We start from the raw sequence: 22270 nt of genomic DNA, 5'->3' as shown, positions 1-22270 counted from the left end.
GTGTTCTGATAAATGAAGAAAATGCTAACATTATTATGCCTCATATTTTCTGTTGGAATATTTCTGCTGGAGTCTACTGGTTTGGCAGCACCTCCTCCGACTGAAGTAGAGGAGAGAAAAAAGGAAGCACCTTTACATCTAATCGGGACGGTCACCGCTGATGCGAAGTTTAAGGATATATCCCAGGATGAAAAATACCCGCAGCAAATTCGCAGTATGAGTTTAAGAGTGGATCGCTTGATCAAAGGATCTGAAGATGCAAAAGAAAAGACGGCTATAGAAGTGTTTTACTGGTACATACCGTCCTGGCAGTCTAATGAATACACCGGAGGAGAAAGGATGGATATTGCAGTAGGTGATGTTATTGAAGTTTGGCTGACTGGTGGAGAGTATGGATTGGAACCGGCATTAGGCGGCAATACAGTCGAACATATTAAGTATGCAGAAATTCGTAAGGAACCAGTGCCTGAACCTTTCTTACATCAGATACGACGAAAGTTTTCCTTTTATTCAGTGGAATATATAGAAGAATTTGTGCTGCTAGTTCTTTCAATAACATTGTTAATAATATTTCTCTTGGCACACAAACCATCAAAAAAAGATAAATAAAGATATAAAAAAACTTTCAATACCTCTGGTACTTTTTGCATACCTGCTACTTAGCTTAATATCTATAAAAATCCTTTAACACAGCACATCGGTGGGGGTCTGACCCCCACCGATGTGCTGCGTTAATATGTTAAATTCCAGCATGAAATTTGGCCTATTTGTAAAATATTTATTAATATAGAAAAAATCTCTTAACTTTTAGTTTCTGGTAGGCTACAATATCCTTTGCAAGCGATTACATTATTTAGGGGGAAATACCTTGAAAAAGATGAAGAAACTAGCTGCAACGGCTATAGCGCTTGGTCTAATTATACCTCAAGCGACACCAATGGTTTCATATGCAGAGGTCATGGATCAGGACATTATTAAGCTCCGCATTCTAGAAACGACTGACTTGCATTCCAACATGATGAACTACGATTACTATCAAGATAAAGAAGTATTAAACTTTGGTTTTGCCAAAACAGCAACATTGATCAAAAAAGCGAAAGAGGAATCTCCGAACAGTTTATTGTTTGATAACGGTGACCTCATTCAAGGAAGCCCGATGGGTGATTACATCGCAAAGGTAAATAAGTTAGAAAACGGCGAGGTTCACCCTGTATATAAAGCTATGAATCTACTGGGCTACGACGCAGGTAACCTAGGAAACCATGAGTTCAACTACGGACTAGACTTCCTTGACCGTACGTTAAAAGGCGCGAATTTCCCTTATGTTAATGCTAACGTCTACATTGATGATGCTACTGATGATAAAAATGCCTTCACACCTTATGTTATTTTGGATAAAGAAGTAATTGACGGTGATGGCGAGAAACATAAGATTAAGGTTGGCGTAATCGGATTTGTTCCTCCACAAATCACTCAGTGGGATGCAGCTCGCATCGGCGGACAAGTCATCGCGAAGGATATAATTGAAACGGCTAACAAGTTTGTTCCAGAAATGAAAGCAAAAGGTGCAGAACTGATCGTTGCTATTCCTCACTCTGGAATCGATGTCAACGCAAATGGAAAGAACGAAGAGAATGCTACTTACAACTTGAGCAAGGTTGAAGGAATTGATGCAATTTTATTCGGTCACTCACATGCTACTTTCCCAAGTGATAAATACAAAGGATTAGAAGGTGCTGACCTGGAAAAAGGAACTCTGAACGGAGTTGCGACTGTACAGGCAGGTATGTGGGGAGACAATCTGGGCTTAATTGACATGACTCTTGAAAAAGATGCTTCTGGTAAGTGGACAATTACGGACACTAAGAGCTCTACACGTCAAATTTTCACTAAAGATTCTACAGGTACACATTCAAATGCAGACGTACATCAAGGTGTTGTTGATGCAGTTAAGCATGACCATGAAGCTACTAAGGACTACATGAAGGGCGCGCTAGGTAAAGCAACTGCGCCAATCAACAGCTATTTCTCACAAATTAAAGACAACGAAGCCATCCAGGTATTGAACGAAGCTCAAAAATGGTACACGGAAAATGCTATTCAGGGAACTGAGTTTGAAAAGCTTCCAGTTCTATCAGCAGCTGCACCATTCAAAGCTGGTACTCGTGACAATCCAAATTACTATACAAATATTCCTCAGGGAACTTTGCAAATTAAAAATGCTGCAGACTTATACTTGTATGATAACAACACTTTACATGCAGTTGTTGTAACTGGTGCGCAGCTTAAAGAATGGCTAGAAATGACTACTGGTCAGTTCAACCAAATTAAAACTGATATTACAGAAGAACAAAATCTTGTAAATGGCGAATACCGTTCTTACAACTTTGATGTAATTGATGGTGTTACTTACGAAATCGATGTAACAAAGCCGGCTAAGTATGATGCGAAAGGAAAGGTAGTTAACGCTGATTCTAGCCGTATTGTTAACCTGCAATTCGAAGGAAAAGCCATTGACCCTGCACAAAAATTCGTAGTTGCAACTAACGACTACCGTGCATCTGGAACTTTCCCTGGAGTACAAGGTTCTGAGATTATCGTAAAGTCTCCTGAGTCAAGCAGGGAAGTTGTATCCGCTTATGTTCTTGATAAGAAGGTCATTGATCCGACTCCAGATATGAACTGGTCATTCAAGACAATTGAGGAGGATGTAAATGTATACTTCTTGTCTTCACCAGAAGGCCAAAAGTTTGTAAGACCAACTGATAACTATAAGTATGTGGCTACTCAGGAAGACGGTTTTGCTAAGTATTCTATCGATATGAGTACAAAAGCTAAAGTCCCTGTACAAACACCTCAAAGATTCAAAGATGTTAACAAGGACCACTGGGCTTTCGATTTTATTGCAGAACTGACTGAGATGGGCATTATTAAAGGAAAGTCTGCTGATAAATTTGAGCCAAGCGGAAATGTAACTAGAGGAGAATTTGTTTCATTGCTTGCTAGAACTTTGAAGCTTGAAGCTGCTAAAGAGCATCCGTTCAAGGATGTTGGAGGCGCACTTGAAGCTGATATCGCAGCTGCTTACAAAGCAGGCATCACAGCAGGCATGACTAAAGATAAGTTCGATCCAAACGCACAAATCAACCGTGAGCAAATGGCTGCAATGCTTGTCCGTGCTTACGAATTCAAGACAGGCAAAAAATACGATGCTACAACACCAGCTAAATTCACTGATGTCAGCAAAGTCTCCAACTTCGCTAAAGAATCAGTCAACGAAGTAAGCCAATTAGGCTTCATGGTAGGCATCGGCGGCAAATTTGAGCCAAAGAGCAAAGCCACAAGAGCACAAGCAGCTAAAGTTGTGTCACTACTGAACAACAAATAATTATTGTAATTGATACATTAGTAGAAACAAGAAAGCCCTCCCGCCAACGGAGGGCTTTCTTCATCCCTTTAAAGCACCGGGGGTCTGACCCCCGGTGCTTTAATGTGTTAAAACAAAAACCCCCTTCAAAAAGGGGGTTACCACCTATACAACAATTTCTTCTTCAACTTTCCTATTTATATCGTACTGCTGCTCGATCATTTGGATAAACTGCTCTGCGTAATAGGCATCAAACTGTTCGCCAGCGCATGAGCGGATTTCCTCAATGGCCTCGGCAAAGCTTTTCGTTTTCTGGTAAGGGCGCTCCGTTGTCATCGCATCAAAAGAATCAATTATGCATAGCATCCTGGCAAGCTTCGGAATGCTTTCTCCTTTTAAACCGTGCGGGTAGCCTTTTCCGTCGAAGCGCTCATGATGCAGCTCTACCAGCGGGATTAGTTCTTGAAGCTCCTTATTGGTAGATATGATTTCTTTTCCCCAGATTACATGCTTCTTGACCATTTCCCATTCATGAGGGTCGAGCTTTCCCTTTTTGTTAATGACATCCCTCGGTATTTCGAGCTTACCGATATCATGGACAAGCGCGCCCAGCGTAAAAATTCGACGTTCATGATCCGAAAGCTCAATCTTCCTGGCAAAATCAACTGAGTACTGAAAAACCCTTTTGCTGTGGCGGTATGTATAAATATCTTTTGATAAGAAAATTTTTAACTGCTGCTCCGCCTCCTCAAATTGTTTTTCAAAGGAGTAGGAAGAATCCAATTGCTGATCTGTTTTATCATAAATATGGACCATGTTTTTACCCTGTGCTTTTGAAAAGTAAAGTGCCTGGTCAGCCTTATTTAAAAGTTCAGCAATATTATAGGTGCCTTTTTCAAATTCAGCAATTCCAGCAGAAAAGGACAGGCAGCCATAAGGAAGGATTTCTACACCATTTAATGCTGTATCATTAATAGTTTTCCTCACCTTATCAAGGAAAGCGAATGCCTCTTCTTTCGTCTTATTCGGCATAAGGACAGCAAACTCTTCACCGCCGTATCTAGCTACAAGGAATTCCTGTTTCTTTGAATGCTGGTGAAGCAGCGTGCCGAATTCTTTCAATAATCTATCACCCTGGACATGTCCGAAAAGGTCATTATATTTTTTAAAATCATCAAGGTCGATCAATGCAACGCTTAGTGGCTTGAAGTGTTCCTGGAGTAACGCAACTTCTTTTTCAAGTTGTTCCTTAAAATAGCCATGATTATATAGTCCGGTCAAGTAATCATGCTTTGCCTTCTGTGAAACCACCTGGAGATCCTGAAAATGCTGGTTAAAGGCAACTGACAGCAGAAGTGCAATTGAAACGAACAAGAAAAGCCCGAAAATATGTTCATGCTGCATCAGGATCGCTAGTACAAGCGAAAGTAGGAAAATAATGAAATAGCTGGCCTGGAATGTCCTATCTCTAAGAAAGCCACCGAAAACATTCAAAAGACTTTCTTTTTGCGCTAGAAAAAAATAAGTGCTGACAAGAGTGGTATTCAAAATAAAATAGACCGTTAAAGAGGCAATATAAGGGATGATATTTGATGAATTAATATCACCGACTTCTCCGCCGAAAAAAAGGAATGCAAAGTGTGCTGCGATAATCATTATGGAATAGATAGAGAAGTTGAACACATGCTTCCACCATTTAATTTTCCATTGGATGCCTGCAAAGATCAGGGTATATATGAACAAGACATCGAGTGTATCTCCCAGTCCGTACAGAAATAAAGCACCAAGGAAAATGGCGGAATCCATAGAGATGGAGTTGCCATCAGGCGGCAGGGGAATAGGATATTTATTTACTAGCACTATTGCACCAATGAGCGCATACAAGACAACTGTCTTTGCGCTTGCATCAAAATAAACCTGGTGCAAAGCGGTGAATGTACTAATTCCAATTAAAGAGATGATAATTAAATATATTGTGGAAGGATTTTTTAATTTATGCATTTCCATCACTCACATTTATAAATTAGGAAGGAGAAGTGGTCGTAGAAATACCCAACTTCCCCTAAAGGATTAAGTATTAGATTAGTTTAAAACCAGATGTCAAAGCGATAATTAAAGAACCAAGGATAATTGCGTTAAGTACGATACCTTTTGTGTTTTTCAACTTGTTTCACCTCCTTTCAATTGAAAGGAGACGTCGTCTTTCGGTTTATTTTTAAAATGGCCTAGCATTAGATGCTGGATGAACATGAAAATGCCGATATTCATTAAGACATCGCCAATGCTAATTACCTGATTTTTCGGATATGGGTCAGTTAGAGGGATGATGTCTCCCAAAAAGCCCAGGTTTGTGGAAGTTGTCAGCACGGCATGCTTCGCGTATAGCTCTGCTTTAATTGCTTCAATATATGCTGGATCCAGTATGACAGCTGCTTCCATTGATACGGGCATCCGGCCGCCGTTAACAGCCATTACCAGGAAATTCAAGAATACGCCTATGAAAATAATCGCAAACCCCTTATAGTGCCAATTCATTGCCAAAAAGAACAAACCTGCAATATATACGAGCATAAATATAAAGCCACTTGCCTGGCCAAGAGCAGGGATTTCATTCTGAAGTGAAAAAACGGCAATCTGGACGAGCAAAAGAAGCGGGAATACCCAGCCGAATTTTAACTTCAAAGTTGCAAGAGATTTAAGGCAGCCTTTCCGAAGATATCCGACAATAACTGCTAAAATAATACCATCAAAAACCATAGTATATATGCTCCTGTTTATTTTTATTGGAATAAGAAGAAAAATATAACAATTCACTCATTTTTTTAGTATATCAATATCTGATTTTAATAGAAAGGGTCTTTTTTCATGATAAATTTCAATCGTCTTACAATTTTGTATTAGCATTGGATATTTATCAGTTATTATTTCGTTGCGCTGCGCAAAAAAAGACACGCTGTGATATTCCAGCGTGTAAAATGGTTACATTCTAGTTTGTCTTTTACAAATATTTCATTTTAAGTATATTATTAACTTAGAGCATTTTAGTGTTCGAATGGCAGATCAACAGTTGGCGTTGGTGCTTCTGCATGTGCGGAAGTTTGGGCGACAGGAACAGCAAATGACATAATACCTAGAATGGCAATTCCGAATAAAATTTTAGATAGTTTTTTCATCATAATCCCTCCTGAGAAAAATATACCATGGTATGAAATTATAGGTATTTTTACTTACAAGCGATTTTTGGGTTATTTTGTTGGAATTTTCCGATAAAATCCCTTGTTATCGATAACGAATATTCTTATAGGAATATTCAAAGATAGGATAGGAGAAATACATATGGGAGAATTTAATTTTAAAAATCTAGGTGAATCGATACATTCCATAAGAGTTAAACTTGGAATCAGTCAAAAAGATCTCGCCAGCGGAATTTGCAGTCAATCGCAGATCAGTAAGATTGAAACAGGGGAAATCAGTCCGTATATACACACGCTAGTGAATATTTCCGAAAGATTAGGTATCAACACCAACCACTTCATCAATCAAATTTCCAAGGAACATTATGAGTTTGTCACCCAATCGAAATATAGAGTACGGGAACATATCAAAAAGAAGGACTATAGGGAAGTAAAAAGGATAATCAGTAAACTTGAGAAGCATCCATCTTTTCAAAATATTGAGGAAAAGCAATTCATTTCCTGGCATAAAGGAGCATTCCTGTTAGAAGGATTTTCGGGGACTTGAACAAAAAAGAGCCCTCTTGGTATGATACGGGGTGTCAAATCGTGGACCGAGATGACCCCTAACTTAGGTAACCAAGGAGGACTCCAACATGGATTTTAAACAAAATCAGAAAATAAATCAAGTCACCGAAAATACACTCGTAATCGGAATCGATATTGCGAAGCGAAAACATTTCGCCTGCTTTGTCGATGACCGTGGACGTGTGCTCCGAAAGTCTTTCTCGGTATTACAGTCCAGCCAGGGTTTCGAAAGTTTTTACCAGCGTATTTTGACTGCCATGAAAGAATATAAAAAGACGGAGGTCATTGTCGGGATTGAACCAACCGGCCATTATTGGCTAAATCTAGCCTATTTCCTTGAGGAACGGGGCATTCCCCTGGCGATGACCAACCCTATGCACGTCAAGCGATCAAAGGAGTTGGATGATAACCTGCCAACCAAACATGATCGCAAGGATGCCCTGGTAATCGCTCGCTTAATCAAGGACGGGCGCTTCAGTTATCCTCGCATCCTAAAGGATATGGAGGCTGAACTCCGTGTGGGTTCAACGTTCAGAAGCAAGTTGACCGAGGAACTTGGGTCTGTCAAAAACATGATTATTCGCTGGATCGATCGCTATTTTCCTGAGTTCACCCAGGTCTTCCCGTCATTCGGGAAGATGGCAATGGCTGTCCTGGAGTGCACACCATTTCCGGCCGATCTTCATCAGAAACAACCGGATGAAGTATTGGCACTTTACCGTAAGGTCGAGGGGCTCAAATCCCCCCAAAGGCCGAAAGCCATACGACTCATAGAACTCGCTTCAGACTCGATTGGGGTAACAGAAGGGCGGGAGATGGCCCGTATTGAAATCGCCACACTCGTTCGCCGTTACCACCAGTTGGAACAGGAGATTGAAAGCATTACGCAGCACCTGGTCGACCTTGTTAAAACATCAGTGGAATACGAATGGCTCTCAACTGTTCCTGGCCTTGGAAATACCACGATTGTTGATTTACTCGCTGAAATCGGAAGCTTTTCTCACTATGAAGATCCACGCCAACTAATCAAACTCGCGGGATTGACATTACGGGAAAATTCATCCGGCCAGCACAAAGGACAAAAGAGAATCTCCAAAAGGGGCAGAAGAAAGCTTCGAGCGCTCTTATTCCGAGTGATGATGCCTATGGTTCGTCATAATGATGCCTTTAGAAAGCTACATGAGTATTACACAAATCGTAAGGACAATCCGTTACGCAAGAAACAATCCATCGTGGTCCTATGCGGGAAACTCTTAAAAGTTCTCCACGGGATTAGCACGAAGCACAAAGCGTTTGACGCAAAGCGAATGATGAAGGATATTCCTAGTCTCGCAGAGGCTATGTAAAGTCCTGCATCCCTTTAAAAGACCTAGACAACAGGATGACACGGAGAAGCTGGCACTATAAACACCATCCGACCTCGAGTCCCTAAAGGAGCTTCGCTAGCCTCTGCCTTATGACTAGACCGAACGAAGGAATGTAGGCACTTTGATGCCCAGAGACATGGGAGGGTACGTCATCATAAGCTACGCAGAGATCCATTGTGCATCGTATATCTAACAATCACTACTTACCATCATTATCCAGTAGTGACCGCGTAGCGTACCCACCAATTGTAAGAGAATCACATATTTATTAATATCTGTTAGGGTGTATGTCGGAAAATATTTTTTTGACATCCCACCAACGGGTCAAACCGTTGATATATCAATATTTATAGAGGGAGTTTGTATTTACTATTTGGACCATGATTTTGAGCAGGCTATAGAAGCTTTGAAGGCTGCGCTGAATTTAAAGGATTCCATCCAGGCGACTGAGCAGGATATACAGATCATCAATAGTACCGGGATCATCTATGGGGAAAAAGGGGCGTGGGAAGCGGCGAAGGAATCATTTTTGAGAGCTCAGGAAATTTATAATAAAGCTTTATATCCAATGGATTTTTCAATCTTAATCAGGGTTTACTATAATTTAAGTAAAATTTATTACAAACTCGCTGATGGTAATAGTGCATTATCTGTCGCTGACAAAGGGATTTCTTTAGCACTTGAGAATGATTCGAATTATTTGCTGGGGGAGCTTCTTTATCAAAAAGGGTTTATTTTTGCTGAGCGGGGCGATGTGACACAGGGTATTTATTTCCTGCAGCAGGCTGGTGCGATTTTTACTCTTCAGGAAAAGGAAGATTATATTCAATTGGTGCAGGACAAACTGGCAATGTTCCGGCAATAAAGTGCCAGACTAGCCGATAAAAAAGGTGTAGAAAATTATCTACACCTTTGAGCTCGACTTTATTTTTTATCCTTTAAGTCTGCTGGTATAACCTGGTTCTTGTATGCTTCCTTGAAGGCCTTCATAATTTCAGATTTTTTAGCTTCGCTGTCGATTTTGATGTCCCCGTAAGCTGGGACTACAGTATGCCAGTTTTCAGATTCTAAGTATCTTGTTGCGAATAAATATGTTTCACCTGGTACAAGAAGCTGGTCGTCTTCAATTAGAAGAAGTTCTGTTTCTCCTTCTTCATTTTCCAGGTAACCCCCTTGTTGATTGACAAGAACCTCACCAGACAATTTACCTTTTACCGTCGAGATGACTTCCACTGTAAACTGTGTCTCTGGACCGCCATCCAACGATTTTGATCCAGCCTGTTCGATGACTTTTCCAATGAAAACATTATCCGTTGCTCCTACAAGCTTTCTTTTATCTGAAAAATCATCAATGAAATTTGCATGTGCTTCCCTTACGACAACGTTATCTGCACTTGCTTGTTGGTTATTTATATAATTTGCACCTAAAAATCCGCCTGTAATGACGGCTGCTAGAGTTAGTGAGATCGTAATCTTTTTCATGGTAGCGATTCCTCCTTTAAATTAATAGCCCCAAAGGGAATGGTAGTCAGATTTGTCGTGTGAGCCTAAGCTAGTCTTGGAGGTGACATATTTGTGCATGATTTGATCAGAGTAGCTATGTGCCAGTCCCAGTGCATGTCCCAGTTCATGTGTGAAGACATTCTGCCTCTTAGCGGTTGTATAGCCATTTAGATAATAGTTGTTCAACTGGATTCTGTCTGCGCCAGATAAATTGCTATATAATCCAGCCCAGGTTACATCTGAGCGATTAGCATCCTTAAAGGATAGATCCTCGATGGTAGAGGATGTATCGCCAAGAATATTGATTGGATTGATTCCGTTCCAGGTAGAGATCGCTGCGTTCCTGGCGGTTGTCCATTTTGTAGTTCCATGGTAAGTTCCCCAGCGGATTTCCTTGCCGTCGACTGAATCGTAGCCTAGAAAATGGGCCGATGCACCTGAAGGAAGAAGCATAATTCCCAAAGCCCCGACAATGATTCCTTTTTTAATGAATTTTTTCATTTTGTATCCCACCTTATAATCATTTATATATACGATCATATCTATTACATTTGGAAAACTAGTACTAAGGTTGGCCAACCTTTAATAGGAGTATAGCAGGATAAAATGTATAATTGTTTAAATATTCTCATAAGTATGCAGTGAAATGAAAAGGGGAGAAAATGAAAGATAATTAAAGAGAAAACAGGAAAAAGGCGGGGAAAATAACAATGAAGTATAAGAAGAAAATAAAAAGCTTCACCACAGCACCGCACTGGGGGTCAGACCCCCAGTGATTTAAAGCGGTGAAGTGAGTTCAAAACTAAAGACCCTGGAGGGTAACTCCAGGGTCTTGAGGTAGTTTTATAGTTGGTTTGCCAGAATGGTTATGAGTGCGCTTAATACTACTGATAAGAAAAGGAGGGAAGTATACATTAAAACTTTGTTTCTCCTCTTCTTTCTTTGCTTCTCCTCTGGTGTAAGCCAATAGTAAGTAGACATCAAAATACTCCTTTACTCTTTGATGGCAGCTGGCTGGCCTTGCCTTAGACAGAGGCCCCTATAGCTTTGCGTCATCACCTTTCAATGATTTTGCCTATATTTATATCGGATATGGTATAAGAATTGTTAATAGTAATTTATGATCAATATCTATTTAGAATTATAGTCCCACAATATAGCCCACTTACCTTTGTACTTTACAACATAAACTTCCTGCTGGAAGTTGAACTTACCATACTTACCTGAATATGTCTGAGTAACAACCACTTTGTAACCATCCCTAAAGTTATCCTGGCCATCTTCGGGTTTCCATTTATCAAATTCAAGAGGCTTACTGATCTCATATGAAAAAGTATCCGCCCCAAAATGGCCAATGAAAACGTGAGCTCGATCCTGTATGAATGATGACTTAGTAAACCTTTCCTTCATATAAGGATGGAAAAGTTCCCATGAATCTGAGAAATTACCTTCTTGTTCATATTGATAAAATCTTTCAACAGTATCTTCAGCTTGAGTTGAGGAACTAAATAAAAAAAATCTCCAGCCAATTAATAAAAATGATACTAGGAGAATACCAATTAGTATGGGAAGTATGGGCAGTTGGTTTCGCCTCTTCCTCATTTTCACCACCCCTTAAAAAGGAAGTTCATAAGGATAATTATGTTCAATTTTGGGGTTTTATTCTGTCCAAAGAGTTTTTAGAGGGTGGAAAGGAGGAATATAGATTATTAGTGATAACCATTCAAATAGGACTTTAGACCCTTACTAAATGTGTTTAATTTTGGTAATTTCAGAATAGAAAGCACATAAAACGTACGATAAGGGCAAAGTCATTGAAAAATGGCGACGCAAAACTATAGGGACTAAAGTCGTGACTCTATGACTATGTCAGCCAGTTTCCGAACACGAACTCCTGCGATTTATGTGATAAAAAGGAGGAAAGAATGTGTTAAAATCTGTAATTAAGTTAAAATACCGTTTTCATTTATTATTGCAAAAGTATAACGAAGTGTTAATGGAAGATGCCGTCTGCCAAAAGCTTAAGTCCAGGTTACAGCAAAAGGCAGTCTATCATAAACAGCGGGCAATTTTTATAGAGTTTAAAATGTGAAGAGCAGACATTATTGTCTGCTCTTTTGTTGTTAATGCAAGTTAATTGCTCATTCTTTTTCGTGGTTTGTCCCAAAATTTAATATATGTATGGCCTTCCTTGCACTTAAAAACTTTTATCCCGATCAGTTTGAGTGGCGTATAGACTTCCTTCATCTGAAGTAAAGGCATATTAATTAACTCCTCCCAAATAGTGTTAATTTAATTCTATACGAAAAGTTAAAGAGTTTGTACAAAATGTTCTCGATAAGAAACGACGGCATTCGGGAAAATGGTCATGTGAACTTCTGCTTTTTACTTGATATTGATAGGTAAAAGAACGGATTAATTTATTCATAAGCACACTGTTGGCACTTCGAACCATTAAGATTCTCCTGATGAATTTTACGGTGATATTCGGGATAAAGAACAATTAGAGAAGTCATAAGACAAGAGGTAATAACATGAACACTAACGTTGTAAAGCATTAACCCACTGGGGGTCAGACCCCCAGTGCGGTAAAGTGTTAAAGGTATGTAAATCAAAAAAAGGTGGCTAATCAGCCACCTTTCATTAATTATAGTCTTTTAGCGCCAATGAATCTTGGCTTCCAGTATGAGTTATTGATGCTGGCGATTGATACACCTTTAGAAGTTGCAGCATGGATCATCTGGCCATTGCCGATGTAAATCGCAACGTGTGTGACTTTCTTTCCGCCGCTAGTTGCGTAGAATAATAGATCGCCAGGCTTGTACGAGGTCACTTTTGTACCTACATTGTACATTTCTCCTGCTGTACGTGGCAGTTTGTTGTATCCAGCATTTTTGAATGCGTATGTTACCAGGCCAGAACAGTCAAAACCGCTAGGAGTTGTTCCTCCCCAAACATATTTGACGCCCATTTGGCTTTTCGCAATTGAAATTGCTTTTGATTTATAATCAGTGCTGACTGTAGAAGCTTTTGTTACAGTGCTTCCAGGAGCAATATATTTTGAACTTACATAACCGACTTTTCCACTGTAAGAAATTCTAGCCCATCCATTACCTTGGCTCGTTACCGTTACATTGTAGCCTTTTGGCAGTTTAGTATAAATCTTACCAGATAGTGATGGTTGATTTCTAACATTTAAATAGCCGGAACTTACATTAATATGATAAGCTGTTCCAGCAGCTGAAGCTTGATCCATGGACGGAGTGGCAGTGGCAAGTAGTGAGATGAGCATCGTAGAAGCTATAATTCTCTTAAACAAAGTTGTTTACCCCCGTTTGCTAGATGTTAAACATAGTATATATCGAAAGGGGTTACAGACCAATAACAGGAAAATTACGTTTATATTACAAAAAGCGACATTTTACGTTAAAAGATGATATATTGCCCATGTTTTTTCAATAATTCTCTTGCTATGGTAAAATTTTCTGAAAATATGTTACACGTAATTAACTTAAACTTAAAAAAAAAACAACAAAATTTGGGTTGATGAGACAATTCCTTTCCATTTGAAAAGAAGAGCAATAACTATTCTTGCAATTCAGGATGATGATATAATAAAAAAACAAAGGGGAGGTGCTCATTCAATCAAATTAAACATCTATTAAAAGTCAAAATATTATAAAGGAGCTATAACATGTCCCGTAAACCACGCATATGGTATCCTGGAGCCGTCTACCACATCACAAACCGGGGGAATAGGAAAATGCCTATCTTCAGTGATGATAAGGATCGCTTCAAATTTATGCATCTATTAGAGGAAACCCGCGTACATCGCCCATTCACCCTTCACGCTTATTGCCTCATGACCAACCACTATCATCTTCTGTTGGAAACCATCAACCATCATCCACAAGAGATTATGAAAATGCTTAACTCCCGATATGGAATCTACTTTAATAAACGTCATGATTTGGTCGGACATGTCTTTCAAGGCCGATACAAATCTGAGTTAATTGACTCTGATGAATATTTTCTGAACGCCAGCCGCTACATTCACCTCAACCCATTGGAAGGGAATATGGTCCAGAATCCTGCAGAGTATAAATGGAGCAGTTACCAAGCTTACATTTCAAGCAGAGTAAATCCGCATATCACCACTGATCGAATCCTATCCTACTTCCCGGATCCGCCAAAACAACACTATAAAAAGGTAATAGAACATGAAGTAGCTTTAAAACAAAAACCTGAAGCCATTAGGTAAGAACTCCACTCGCTTCATCGCACCACCGCGCCGGGGGTCTGACCCCCGCGCGGTGGTGTGGTAAAGGACCTTCTACTTTCTATTCTTAATGATTTTCCTTTTTGCTGGCAGTATAATAGAAGGTAGATGGAATTTACGCTTGGCTGTTTTCGCAGTTTAAGAGGATGGGAGGCTCTTAGGATGGTTCTGAATGCGAGGAGTGTTGGGATCTTGATAAGGCTTGTTGATTCCCATTCGTATGTTTCTGCGAACGAGCTGGCGCAGAGGATGGGGGTTTCGAGCAGGACTATCTTCACTGATGTCGAAAATATCAATCTATGGCTGGAAGACCATCAACTAGCTGTTGTCCAATATCATCCTTCCGCCGGCTTTTACTTTGAGCATGCTGGCAAGGCCCTTATTAAAGAGAGACTTGGGGAGCTTAACCTAGACAGACAATATAAAAGTTCCCGTGGTGAGAGGGCGGCCTGGGTCGGCATTCTTCTCCTGACCAGGGAGCAAACCATATTCCCAAATGATCTCACCGAAAAATTCACCATGAGCAAAAGTACCATCCAGCGCGACCTGAAACTGCTCGTAGATACTCTTTTGCCCTTCAGGTTGAAGTTGGTTTTCAGCAGACAAAAAGGCTACTCCATTTCAGGAGATGAACAAAACAAACGCAAGGTCCTAACCCACTTTTTATCAAAATTACACCCTCACAGAGAAACACACTGGATCATCCAAAATACGCATTCAACCCGAGAGTGGCGCAATGACCTGGTTGCACCGCCGCATGCCTTGAAAATCCACCAAATTATATTAGATTCACAAAAATACCTCAATGTCAGCTATCCTGAAGATGTAATCGAATTATTAAGCATACAATTATTGCTTTTGCTATCAAGATATAAACAGGGGAAGGTCATCCACCTCGACCCGGTCGAAAAGGTTGTGGTTAAGCCATCGCCAGAATTTCAGGCATCAAGCTTTATAGGTGAAAAGGTGAAAGAAACGTTCGGCGTCGAAATTCCAGATGATGAGCTATGCTATATCACCATTTGCCTGATGGCTGCCAAGAATCAGCACCCGCTCGCCAACAGCAGTGAAGAGGACATGGACATCCTCAAGAGTGTCATCCACGAAATGGTCGATCAGTTCCAAGTGGAAGCTGGTGTAATGTTTAAAACTCGTGACGCGCTCGAACGCAGTTTATTCTTCCATTTAAAATCAGCCTACTATCGCATTGTCCACGGGCAAATGTATGATAATCCGCTTACCGACATGATTAAATGTAACTATCCCGATTTGTTCCAGAAAACAAAGAAGGTCATTTCCCACCTTGAGGACGTGATTGGAGATGAAATTCCAGACGATGAATTAGCCTTGATTACCATGCATTTCGGCGGCTGGATCGAAAAAGAATGTTAACTGGTATTTTCTTAACGAAAAAATCGGTCTCAGGTCTTAGACAACATTACATTACTAGACTGTTAATGACAGGGGAGTTTATGGGTAATATGAAAGTATGGAAAAAGTGAAACAATGACCCTATGTCATTCGTATACATAGGAAGGATTCCATGAAGGAGTGTATTTTCGATGAACCCGATTCTTTCAGTTATTATCCGTACACTTATAGCCATCCCTTCGACAGGATTCATATGGCTTTTAAGTTATGCTGGTTTTGATCAGACGTTTGGAATGGCTTCGCTCATTGCCCTTGGAGCGGGAGGACTTGTTTATTTCGGACTTGGCAGTATCATGAAGAGCCGATTTTTAAAAAAACACGGTCTGACCCGAAAGGAATATCATTATATAAAGAAGAATCTGGACGAGGCGAAGCAGAAAATCAACCGCCTGCAAAAGGTGCAGTTTTCAATCCGCCACATCAGGTCGCTGAAGCAGCGAATGGAGCTTGTCCGTATGGTCCGGAATATTTATAGCCTGACCCGGAAAGAACCGAAGCGATTTTATCAGGCCGAGCAGTTTTATTTTTCACACCTGGATTCTGTACTTGAACTCACTGAGAAGTACGCATTTCTATCTTCTCAGTCAAAAACGAACCGTGAGATGCAGTACACACTTGACGATACGCAAAAGACATTGATTGAAATGACAGGTGCTGTGGAAAAGGACCTCTATCAAGTCCTGTCAGATGACTATGACCATTTGAATTTTGAGATAGATGTAGCTAAGCGCAGGCTTAATTCGGTAAAAGAGCCGAAGTATCTTGATGGAAACTGGAGGGCGAAAAAATGACAGAGAAAGATATAGATCTTTTGAAAAACAGCGGAAGTCTTATGGATGATATGCTGGCCAACCCTTTTGGCGAGCAAGGAGAATTAGTTTTGAAGGCAGTGGAGAAGGAGCCGGAGAGCAAGCCGGTAAAATTGATTGATGTGATTCCAGAGGAAAACCGGGCCAAGGCCTACCAGCTGGCAGAGCAAATCGACCCGAAAAATCATCAGGCGATGATCACCTACGGAACACAGGCGCAAGGAAAATTGTTATCTTTTTCTCATTCCATGCTAGAACATGTTCAAAAAAAGGACGTTGGTGAAATAGGGGACATCATCAGTGATCTTATGAAGCAGCTGAATCATGTCAGCCCTGATGAATTAAGTGTAGAGAAGCAGGGCTTTCTATCAAGGGTTTTTGGTCGGGTGTCCGGCTCGATTCAGGAAGTGCTTTCCAAGTACCAGAAGACCGGTGCCCAGATCGACCGGATCAGCGTGAAATTGGACCGAAGCAAGAATGTGCTGCTTTCCGATATTGGCATGCTGGAAAAATTGTATGAAACAAACAAGGAATATTTCAATGCCTTAAATATTTATATCGCGGCCGGTGAAATTAAGCTGGAGGAGCTTCATGATAAAACGATTCCAGCATTGAAAAAGGCGGCGAAGGAAACGAACGATCAGATGAAGTACCAGGAAGTGAACGACATGATCCAGTTCGCTGACCGTCTCGATAAAAGGCTCCATGACTTAAAATTAAGCAGGGAAATTACGATCCAGAGTGCGCCGCAAATCCGCCTGATCCAAAATACAAACCAGGCACTGGTTGAAAAAATTCAGTCTTCCATTGTCACGGCCATTCCACTCTGGAAAAACCAGGTCGCGATCGCGCTGACGCTCATCCGTCAGCGACATGCCGTGGAAGCACAAAAGAAGGTTTCCAAGACGACCAACGAGCTGCTGCTTAAAAACGCTGAAATGCTGAAAACGAATACGATTGAGACGGCAAGGGAAAATGAGCGCGGCCTCGTCGATATTGAAACATTGAAAAAGACACAGGAAAACTTGATTTCCACGCTGGAAGAAACGTTGAGAATCCAGGAGGAAGGTCGAACCAAGCGCCGCCTGGCCGAGCAGGATCTTGCGGCGATGGAAAATGAACTGAGGGTAAAACTTCTGGAGTTAAAAGACTAATCCATTAGGTAAAGCTTCTTGAGTTGAAAGACTAAAGTTTCTGGAGATCAACTAAGGCTAAGCTTCTGGAATTTAATAATATTTGGCAAATTAGGACCGTTGCTGCTGAGGACGGTCCTAATTTTGTTGTGCAGCATTCTAATCTACTATCTCCATCATTTGTTCTTTTAACTTCCTTTTAGCCCCATTTCGCCACTGCTTGACCGCGGACAGTGAGACATTCTCCTTTTCAGCAATTTCCCTCACAGTCAGGAAGTCAATGCAAGAGTAGACGACCCACTTTGTTTCTTTTTCCGTGAGGCCCTGGCAATAGCTGAGCAGAAACTCAAGCTCAAGCGGTTGGTCTGCGTTCGTCTCCTCGATGGTTTCCCAATATTCCTCTTTTTGATGGATGCTCCGTTCTGCAAACCGGTTGTTTCGGTTCATTTCGTTGAGGATTTGTCCTTTTACATATGAATAAGCGTAATTGGTGAACTCGCCTTTTTCTGGATTAAATGCTTCTGCAGCTTCCCAGAGGCCGACCAGGCCGATGTGATAGTAGTCTTCCTTATTTTTATAGATATTAAGTGAAGAGATAATTTTATGGATCATCGGTTCATATTGTTTTGCCAGTTGGTCAAAGCCTTCCATTGTGGTGCAATCCTTTCGGGATCGCGCGCGTTCCATTGTATTCCCGGGTAGCTTTACCATACTCCCGGATATGGATCATACACCAATCGCAAAAATTGAATTTTGGAAGGCAAAATAGCTTAAAAATATAAAAAAAGGCCTCAAAATTGAATTTTCAAGGCCTTTTTACACAGGATGTATCAATTAGGTGCTATTAATATTTTCGGTTCCAAAGCAATTGTGAAATTTTTTAGACAACTCCTGAAAAATATTTTTCCAGCCTTATGTTGGCATATTAGTAATATCGTTATAGGAGTAAGGCTGCCGATACTCTCAATCAAAGGCCGGTAAACGCAAAAAACGGACCTGAAAGCAGGTCCGCAGAAAATTATATTATACTAATAAAATGAATTTTTAGCAATATTCCATAAGAACTAGAGTGAAATTCAGCTAAAAATACAGATTTACATTTAAATGCCACTAAAAATATAATAATACCTATAGGGCTATCCTAACATCACCGAGAGCAATGACGCACATGCCCTGTTAACAGGACAGGAGGTTGTGGGGTGAATTTAATATAAAAAGTCCCCAGGAATAAGTCGTGCGGACAATCCTGAGGACAGCGTGTTGGTATACCAACTCTGTTAGTATACCTGTTTTGTCAGAGATTGCAATACATAGGAGGACTAATGAGTGAGCCTATTAAATGATTATCGAATTAATCAGGAAACAGTGTTGCTGACAGGAGAGTATGACGAAAACGGAAAACTGTGTACAAGAGTGATCGAAGGCGAAAACACTTTTCTTGTAAATTTAAGGCCGATTGAAGTGATTAACAAGACGATGCTTGATCTCGGGTCTGATTTTCATGCTGGCCGGAAAAGTGCGAGGGAAATACTGGGCGATATCAATATGTGCCCGATTAAAATCAACTGTCATCTGGGGATTTGGCTATTTCCGACCAAGTCTTACAATGATGATTTTTGCATCTGGTTTTCCCTTAAGCATGTCCAAAAAACGAAACCCATGGGAATTCGTAAAACAGAAGTCTATTTAAGCCATAATCATACTTTCATAGTCAATATGAAACACTCTGCCTTTAATGACCGAAAACAAAAAGCGAAGGACCTGCGTGATGAAATGTTAAAAAACTCTCAAGGCAAGCTGACTCTTTACGTCGAGCTGGAAAAAGGCCTAGTCATTTTTGAAGGTGAAGGGATCAATAGATATAGGATAAAGAAGTAATAGATTTAACATTCTTTCTGAGCGGTAGTATCCGTATAGCAGGGGGCTTTTAAATAGAGGTTAATAGGCTTATCGTGCTGTGCCGTGTGGCAGACGGAAAATCTCATTAGAAACCTGAATCGGGTTGATGGATTGATTATACACACTATTAAAATCAAAAATATGAGACAAACCTGTTGACAGCGCTTTCAGCTTTGAGTATACTCCAATTACAAGTTAAGAATGTGACGGAGATTGGGAGATTCACACTGAAATACCTATGCTTTTTTAGGTATGCTGTGTGAATCTCCCTTTTTTTGCATCTTCTTAGCTGTATATACATCTTATTGATATACACGAAAGGGGAATTGTTTATGTCAGCATTTATGGGAGAATTAATTGGCACAATGATTTTGATTGTCTTCGGTGCCGGGATTGGCGCTGGCTCTTCGTTGAAGAATTCTTACGCGAAGGACGCTGGATGGATTGTCATTACAATTGCGTGGGGACTGGCAGTTACAATGGGGGTTTTTGCGGTAGGTTCAATAAGCGGAGCACACCTTAACCCAGCGGTTACATTGGCACTGGCGATTGATGGCTCATTCCCGTGGGCAGATGTACCAGGCTATATGGTGGCGCAGATGATTGGTGCATTCATTGGAGCAACTCTAGTATTCTTGCATTATCTTCCACACTGGAAGGCAACAGAAGATCCTGGCACAAAATTGGGCGTGTTCTCAACAGGACCTGCAATTCCAAACACTTTTTCAAACTTATTCAGTGAAGTTTTCGGCACTTTTATTCTTGTTTTAGGATTATTGTTCATCGGAGCAAATCAGTTTACTGAGGGGTTAAACCCTATCGCAGTTGGATTGTTGATTGTAGTTATCGGTATGTCACTAGGAGGTACAACAGGATATGCGATTAACCCTGCGCGTGACCTGGGGCCGCGTATCGCCCACTTCCTGCTGCCGATTCCAGGCAAAGGCGGATCAAACTGGGGATATTCATGGATTCCGGTTGTTGGACCGCTGTTAGGTGGTTCACTGGGAGCAGTCGCATACAAAGCTCTTTTCACAGGAGCAATCACAGGGACTTTTTGGCTGGTAATTGGTATAGTGGCAGTAGTTCTAGCATTAGCTTATACAGTAGGAAAAAAACAAGCTGGACAATTAAATCCATCTAATATTGGAGCATAAGGATAAATGCAGGTTGGGGCGTAGTAAGGATAAAATTGAAAGCGGTTAAGTCGATAAGGGGAGGAAAACTTTCATGGAAAAGTACATTTTATCTTTAGATCAGGGAACGACAAGTTCAAGGGCTATTCTTTTTAACAAAGCTGGAGAGATTGTGCATGTGGCACAAAAGGAATTCACGCAGCATTTCCCAAAGCCGGGCTGGGTTGAGCACAATGCGAATGAAATTTGGGGTTCTGTACTAGCTGTTATTGCAAGTGTTTTATCTGAGGCAGGTGTTAAACCAGAGCAAATAGCGGGAATAGGTATTACTAACCAGCGCGAAACAACAGTAGTCTGGGATAAGGAAACAGGGGTGCCAGTATACAATGCTATTGTTTGGCAATCACGCCAGACGAGCGGGATTTGTGATGAGTTAAAAGAAAAAGGCTACAACGACCTTTTCAGGGATAAAACAGGATTACTGATTGATGCTTATTTCTCAGGAACCAAAGTAAAGTGGATCCTTGACAATGTAGAGGGTGCTAGACAGAAAGCTGAGGATGGAAGGTTGCTATTCGGAACGATTGATACGTGGCTGATCTGGAAGCTATCTGGCGGAAGCGCCCATGTTACTGACTATAGCAATGCTTCGCGTACGCTTATGTTCAATATTTACGATTTGAAGTGGGATGAGGAGCTCCTTGACATCCTTGGAGTACCGGCATCAATGCTGCCGGAGGTTAGACCTTCTTCTGATATATATGCGAACACTGTCACTCACCATTTCTTCGGACAGGAGATTCCAATCGCTGGAGCAGCTGGTGACCAGCAGGCGGCATTGTTCGGCCAGGCGTGCTTCGAGAAAGGAATGGCGAAGAATACGTACGGCACAGGCTGCTTCATGCTCATGAACACTGGTGAAAAAGCGGTAAAATCAGAGCATGGCCTTTTGACGACACTTGCCTGGGGATTGGATGGCAAGGTTGAGTATGCACTTGAGGGAAGCATTTTCGTTGCCGGATCTGCAATCCAATGGCTGCGTGACGGTTTAAGAATGTTGAAAAGTGCGAAGGACAGCGAAGATTATGCAACGAAGGTTGAATCCACAGATGGTGTCTATGTTGTCCCGGCATTCGTTGGCTTGGGAACACCGTATTGGGATAGCGACGTAAGAGGTGCGGTATTCGGGCTTACTCGCGGGACAAGCAAAGAGCATTTTGTTCGTGCGACTCTTGAGTCACTTGCCTTTCAGACGAAGGATGTTTTATCAGCAATGGAAGCAGATTCAGGAATCGAGCTGAAGACACTCCGTGTTGACGGCGGTGCAGTCATGAACAATTTCTTGATGAACTTCCAGAGCGATGTGCTGAATGTCCCAGTCGAAAGACCGGTTGTCAACGAAACGACAGCGTTGGGAGCTGCTTACCTTGCGGGTCTTGCAGTGGGCTATTGGGAAAGCCAGGAGGAAATTGCCTCACAGTGGGCGATCGACTCTTCATTTGAACCGAAGATGTCTGACGAGGACCGCGACCAGCTTTACAGCGGCTGGAAAAAGGCTGTCAACGCAGCTATGGCTTTTAAATAA

At 41.1% G+C, this 22270-nt stretch carries 21 protein-coding genes and 2 riboswitches; of the genes, 13 read left to right on the top strand and 8 right to left on the bottom strand.

What is annotated here, in order from left to right; translation table 11 throughout:
* The first annotated feature begins 12 nt into the window (after window positions 1–12).
* Both FOF60_RS22095 and FOF60_RS22090 read left to right on the top strand, forming a co-directional pair.
* Window positions 13–609, top strand: coding sequence for a hypothetical protein (locus FOF60_RS22095; RefSeq protein ID WP_192471049.1), 597 nt, complete (start codon window positions 13–15; stop codon window positions 607–609).
* 268 nt (window positions 610–877) lie between these two features.
* Complete coding sequence (locus FOF60_RS22090; protein WP_225650006.1) at window positions 878–3388, top strand: bifunctional 2',3'-cyclic-nucleotide 2'-phosphodiesterase/3'-nucleotidase; 2511 nt, start codon at window positions 878–880, stop codon at window positions 3386–3388.
* Between the two features lie 144 nt (window positions 3389–3532).
* On the opposite strand, the gene FOF60_RS22085 is transcribed toward FOF60_RS22090, so the two are convergent.
* The 3 genes from FOF60_RS22085 to FOF60_RS22075 form a co-directional block, all read right to left on the bottom strand.
* The gene (locus tag FOF60_RS22085) at window positions 3533–5368 is read right to left on the bottom strand and encodes a bifunctional diguanylate cyclase/phosphohydrolase (RefSeq protein WP_192471051.1); all 1836 of its coding nucleotides are present in this window, start codon (window positions 5366–5368) and stop codon (window positions 3533–3535) included.
* Window positions 5369–5527: 159 nt separating this feature from the next.
* Window positions 5528–6124 (bottom strand): DUF5317 domain-containing protein, encoded by a 597-nt coding sequence (locus tag FOF60_RS22080; protein WP_192471052.1) that lies wholly within the window; start codon window positions 6122–6124, stop codon window positions 5528–5530.
* Window positions 6125–6408: 284 nt separating this feature from the next.
* The gene (locus FOF60_RS22075) at window positions 6409–6540 is read right to left on the bottom strand and encodes a Phr family secreted Rap phosphatase inhibitor (RefSeq protein WP_192471053.1); all 132 of its coding nucleotides are present in this window, start codon (window positions 6538–6540) and stop codon (window positions 6409–6411) included.
* A 163-nt stretch (window positions 6541–6703) separates the two neighbouring features.
* Between FOF60_RS22075 and FOF60_RS22070 the strand changes: the two genes are divergently transcribed.
* From FOF60_RS22070 to FOF60_RS22060, 3 genes are all read left to right on the top strand, one after another.
* Entirely contained in the window at window positions 6704–7108 is a 405-nt protein-coding gene (locus tag FOF60_RS22070; protein ID WP_192471054.1) for a helix-turn-helix domain-containing protein, read from the top strand.
* 88 nt (window positions 7109–7196) lie between these two features.
* Window positions 7197–8474: an IS110 family RNA-guided transposase gene (locus FOF60_RS22065; RefSeq protein ID WP_264647610.1), complete on the top strand. Its 1278-nt coding sequence runs from the start codon at window positions 7197–7199 to the stop codon at window positions 8472–8474.
* 394 nt (window positions 8475–8868) lie between these two features.
* Window positions 8869–9360, top strand: a complete 492-nt coding sequence (locus FOF60_RS22060; RefSeq protein WP_192473623.1) for a hypothetical protein — start codon at window positions 8869–8871, stop codon at window positions 9358–9360.
* 59 nt (window positions 9361–9419) lie between these two features.
* Here the strand turns inward: FOF60_RS22060 and FOF60_RS22055 are convergent, their stop codons facing one another.
* The 3 genes from FOF60_RS22055 to FOF60_RS22045 all read right to left on the bottom strand — a co-directional run bounded on the left by FOF60_RS22055 (window position 9420) and on the right by FOF60_RS22045 (window position 11600).
* The gene (locus FOF60_RS22055) at window positions 9420–9977 is read right to left on the bottom strand and encodes a hypothetical protein (protein ID WP_192473622.1); all 558 of its coding nucleotides are present in this window, start codon (window positions 9975–9977) and stop codon (window positions 9420–9422) included.
* 21 nt (window positions 9978–9998) lie between these two features.
* Window positions 9999–10499, bottom strand: a complete 501-nt coding sequence (locus FOF60_RS22050) for a matrixin family metalloprotease (protein ID WP_192473621.1) — start codon at window positions 10497–10499, stop codon at window positions 9999–10001.
* A gap of 501 nt (window positions 10500–11000) precedes the next feature.
* A riboswitch (cyclic di-GMP riboswitch) is annotated at window positions 11001–11084 on the bottom strand.
* Window positions 11085–11129: 45 nt separating this feature from the next.
* Window positions 11130–11600 carry a hypothetical protein gene (locus FOF60_RS22045; RefSeq protein ID WP_192473620.1) on the bottom strand — a complete coding sequence of 157 codons (471 nt, stop codon included), beginning with the start codon at window positions 11598–11600 and terminating at the stop codon, window positions 11130–11132.
* Between the two features lie 192 nt (window positions 11601–11792).
* Window positions 11793–11883, top strand: a riboswitch (cyclic di-GMP riboswitch).
* A gap of 42 nt (window positions 11884–11925) precedes the next feature.
* Here FOF60_RS22045 and FOF60_RS22040 point away from each other — a divergent pair.
* Window positions 11926–12090: a hypothetical protein gene (locus tag FOF60_RS22040; protein WP_192473619.1), complete on the top strand. Its 165-nt coding sequence runs from the start codon at window positions 11926–11928 to the stop codon at window positions 12088–12090.
* Window positions 12091–12645: 555 nt separating this feature from the next.
* Here FOF60_RS22040 and FOF60_RS22035 read toward each other — a convergent pair.
* Complete coding sequence (locus FOF60_RS22035) at window positions 12646–13317, bottom strand: C40 family peptidase (protein ID WP_192473618.1); 672 nt, start codon at window positions 13315–13317, stop codon at window positions 12646–12648.
* Window positions 13318–13692: 375 nt separating this feature from the next.
* Between FOF60_RS22035 and FOF60_RS22030 the strand changes: the two genes are divergently transcribed.
* The 4 genes from FOF60_RS22030 to FOF60_RS22015 all read left to right on the top strand — a co-directional run bounded on the left by FOF60_RS22030 (window position 13693) and on the right by FOF60_RS22015 (window position 17671).
* A complete protein-coding gene (locus tag FOF60_RS22030) occupies window positions 13693–14259 on the top strand; it encodes a transposase (RefSeq protein ID WP_192473617.1) in 567 nt (188 codons plus the stop codon).
* A 180-nt stretch (window positions 14260–14439) separates the two neighbouring features.
* Window positions 14440–15669: a BglG family transcription antiterminator gene (locus FOF60_RS22025; RefSeq protein WP_192473616.1), complete on the top strand. Its 1230-nt coding sequence runs from the start codon at window positions 14440–14442 to the stop codon at window positions 15667–15669.
* Window positions 15670–15839: 170 nt separating this feature from the next.
* Entirely contained in the window at window positions 15840–16499 is a 660-nt protein-coding gene (locus tag FOF60_RS22020) for a 5-bromo-4-chloroindolyl phosphate hydrolysis family protein (protein ID WP_192473615.1), read from the top strand.
* Window positions 16496–17671: a toxic anion resistance protein gene (locus FOF60_RS22015; protein ID WP_192473614.1), complete on the top strand. Its 1176-nt coding sequence runs from the start codon at window positions 16496–16498 to the stop codon at window positions 17669–17671. Before FOF60_RS22020 ends, FOF60_RS22015 begins: the two co-directional genes overlap by 4 nt.
* A gap of 138 nt (window positions 17672–17809) precedes the next feature.
* On the opposite strand, the gene FOF60_RS22010 is transcribed toward FOF60_RS22015, so the two are convergent.
* Entirely contained in the window at window positions 17810–18301 is a 492-nt protein-coding gene (locus tag FOF60_RS22010; protein WP_192473613.1) for a sigma-70 family RNA polymerase sigma factor, read from the bottom strand.
* Window positions 18302–18976: 675 nt separating this feature from the next.
* Between FOF60_RS22010 and FOF60_RS22005 the strand changes: the two genes are divergently transcribed.
* The 3 genes from FOF60_RS22005 to glpK all read left to right on the top strand — a co-directional run bounded on the left by FOF60_RS22005 (window position 18977) and on the right by glpK (window position 22270).
* Window positions 18977–19528: a competence protein ComK gene (locus FOF60_RS22005; protein WP_192473612.1), complete on the top strand. Its 552-nt coding sequence runs from the start codon at window positions 18977–18979 to the stop codon at window positions 19526–19528.
* Window positions 19529–19881: 353 nt separating this feature from the next.
* Window positions 19882–20706 (top strand): MIP/aquaporin family protein, encoded by an 825-nt coding sequence (locus tag FOF60_RS22000; protein ID WP_192473611.1) that lies wholly within the window; start codon window positions 19882–19884, stop codon window positions 20704–20706.
* Window positions 20707–20779: 73 nt separating this feature from the next.
* Window positions 20780–22270 (top strand): glycerol kinase GlpK, encoded by a 1491-nt coding sequence (glpK, locus tag FOF60_RS21995; protein ID WP_192473610.1) that lies wholly within the window; start codon window positions 20780–20782, stop codon window positions 22268–22270.

The organism is Mesobacillus jeotgali, assembly GCF_014856545.2.
Lineage (GTDB): Bacteria > Bacillota > Bacilli > Bacillales > Cytobacillaceae > Mesobacillus.
The sequence above is the reverse complement of the archived record's forward strand: the minus strand, read 5'-3'. Positions and strand labels throughout refer to the sequence as shown.

What these genes read in the sequence shown, in the direction of transcription:
- FOF60_RS22090 (WP_225650006.1), top strand. Translation starts at nt 878, where the DNA reads ATGAAGAAACTAGCTGCAACGGCTATAGCGCTTGGTCTAATTATACCT.
- FOF60_RS22085 (WP_192471051.1), bottom strand. Translation starts at nt 5,368, where the DNA reads ATGCATAAATTAAAAAATCCTTCCACAATATATTTAATTATCATCTCT.
- FOF60_RS22050 (WP_192473621.1), bottom strand. Translation starts at nt 10,499, where the DNA reads ATGAAAAAATTCATTAAAAAAGGAATCATTGTCGGGGCTTTGGGAATT.
- glpK (WP_192473610.1), top strand. Translation starts at nt 20,780, where the DNA reads ATGGAAAAGTACATTTTATCTTTAGATCAGGGAACGACAAGTTCAAGG.
- FOF60_RS22010 (WP_192473613.1), bottom strand. Translation starts at nt 18,301, where the DNA reads ATGGAAGGCTTTGACCAACTGGCAAAACAATATGAACCGATGATCCAT.
- FOF60_RS22065 (WP_264647610.1), top strand. Translation starts at nt 7,197, where the DNA reads ATGGATTTTAAACAAAATCAGAAAATAAATCAAGTCACCGAAAATACA.
- FOF60_RS22080 (WP_192471052.1), bottom strand. Translation starts at nt 6,124, where the DNA reads ATGGTTTTTGATGGTATTATTTTAGCAGTTATTGTCGGATATCTTCGG.
- FOF60_RS22070 (WP_192471054.1), top strand. Translation starts at nt 6,704, where the DNA reads ATGGGAGAATTTAATTTTAAAAATCTAGGTGAATCGATACATTCCATA.
- FOF60_RS22045 (WP_192473620.1), bottom strand. Translation starts at nt 11,600, where the DNA reads ATGAGGAAGAGGCGAAACCAACTGCCCATACTTCCCATACTAATTGGT.
- FOF60_RS22020 (WP_192473615.1), top strand. Translation starts at nt 15,840, where the DNA reads ATGAACCCGATTCTTTCAGTTATTATCCGTACACTTATAGCCATCCCT.
- FOF60_RS22030 (WP_192473617.1), top strand. Translation starts at nt 13,693, where the DNA reads ATGTCCCGTAAACCACGCATATGGTATCCTGGAGCCGTCTACCACATC.
- FOF60_RS22000 (WP_192473611.1), top strand. Translation starts at nt 19,882, where the DNA reads ATGTCAGCATTTATGGGAGAATTAATTGGCACAATGATTTTGATTGTC.
- FOF60_RS22055 (WP_192473622.1), bottom strand. Translation starts at nt 9,977, where the DNA reads ATGAAAAAGATTACGATCTCACTAACTCTAGCAGCCGTCATTACAGGC.
- FOF60_RS22095 (WP_192471049.1), top strand. Translation starts at nt 13, where the DNA reads ATGAAGAAAATGCTAACATTATTATGCCTCATATTTTCTGTTGGAATA.
- FOF60_RS22015 (WP_192473614.1), top strand. Translation starts at nt 16,496, where the DNA reads ATGACAGAGAAAGATATAGATCTTTTGAAAAACAGCGGAAGTCTTATG.
- FOF60_RS22025 (WP_192473616.1), top strand. Translation starts at nt 14,440, where the DNA reads ATGGTTCTGAATGCGAGGAGTGTTGGGATCTTGATAAGGCTTGTTGAT.
- FOF60_RS22075 (WP_192471053.1), bottom strand. Translation starts at nt 6,540, where the DNA reads ATGAAAAAACTATCTAAAATTTTATTCGGAATTGCCATTCTAGGTATT.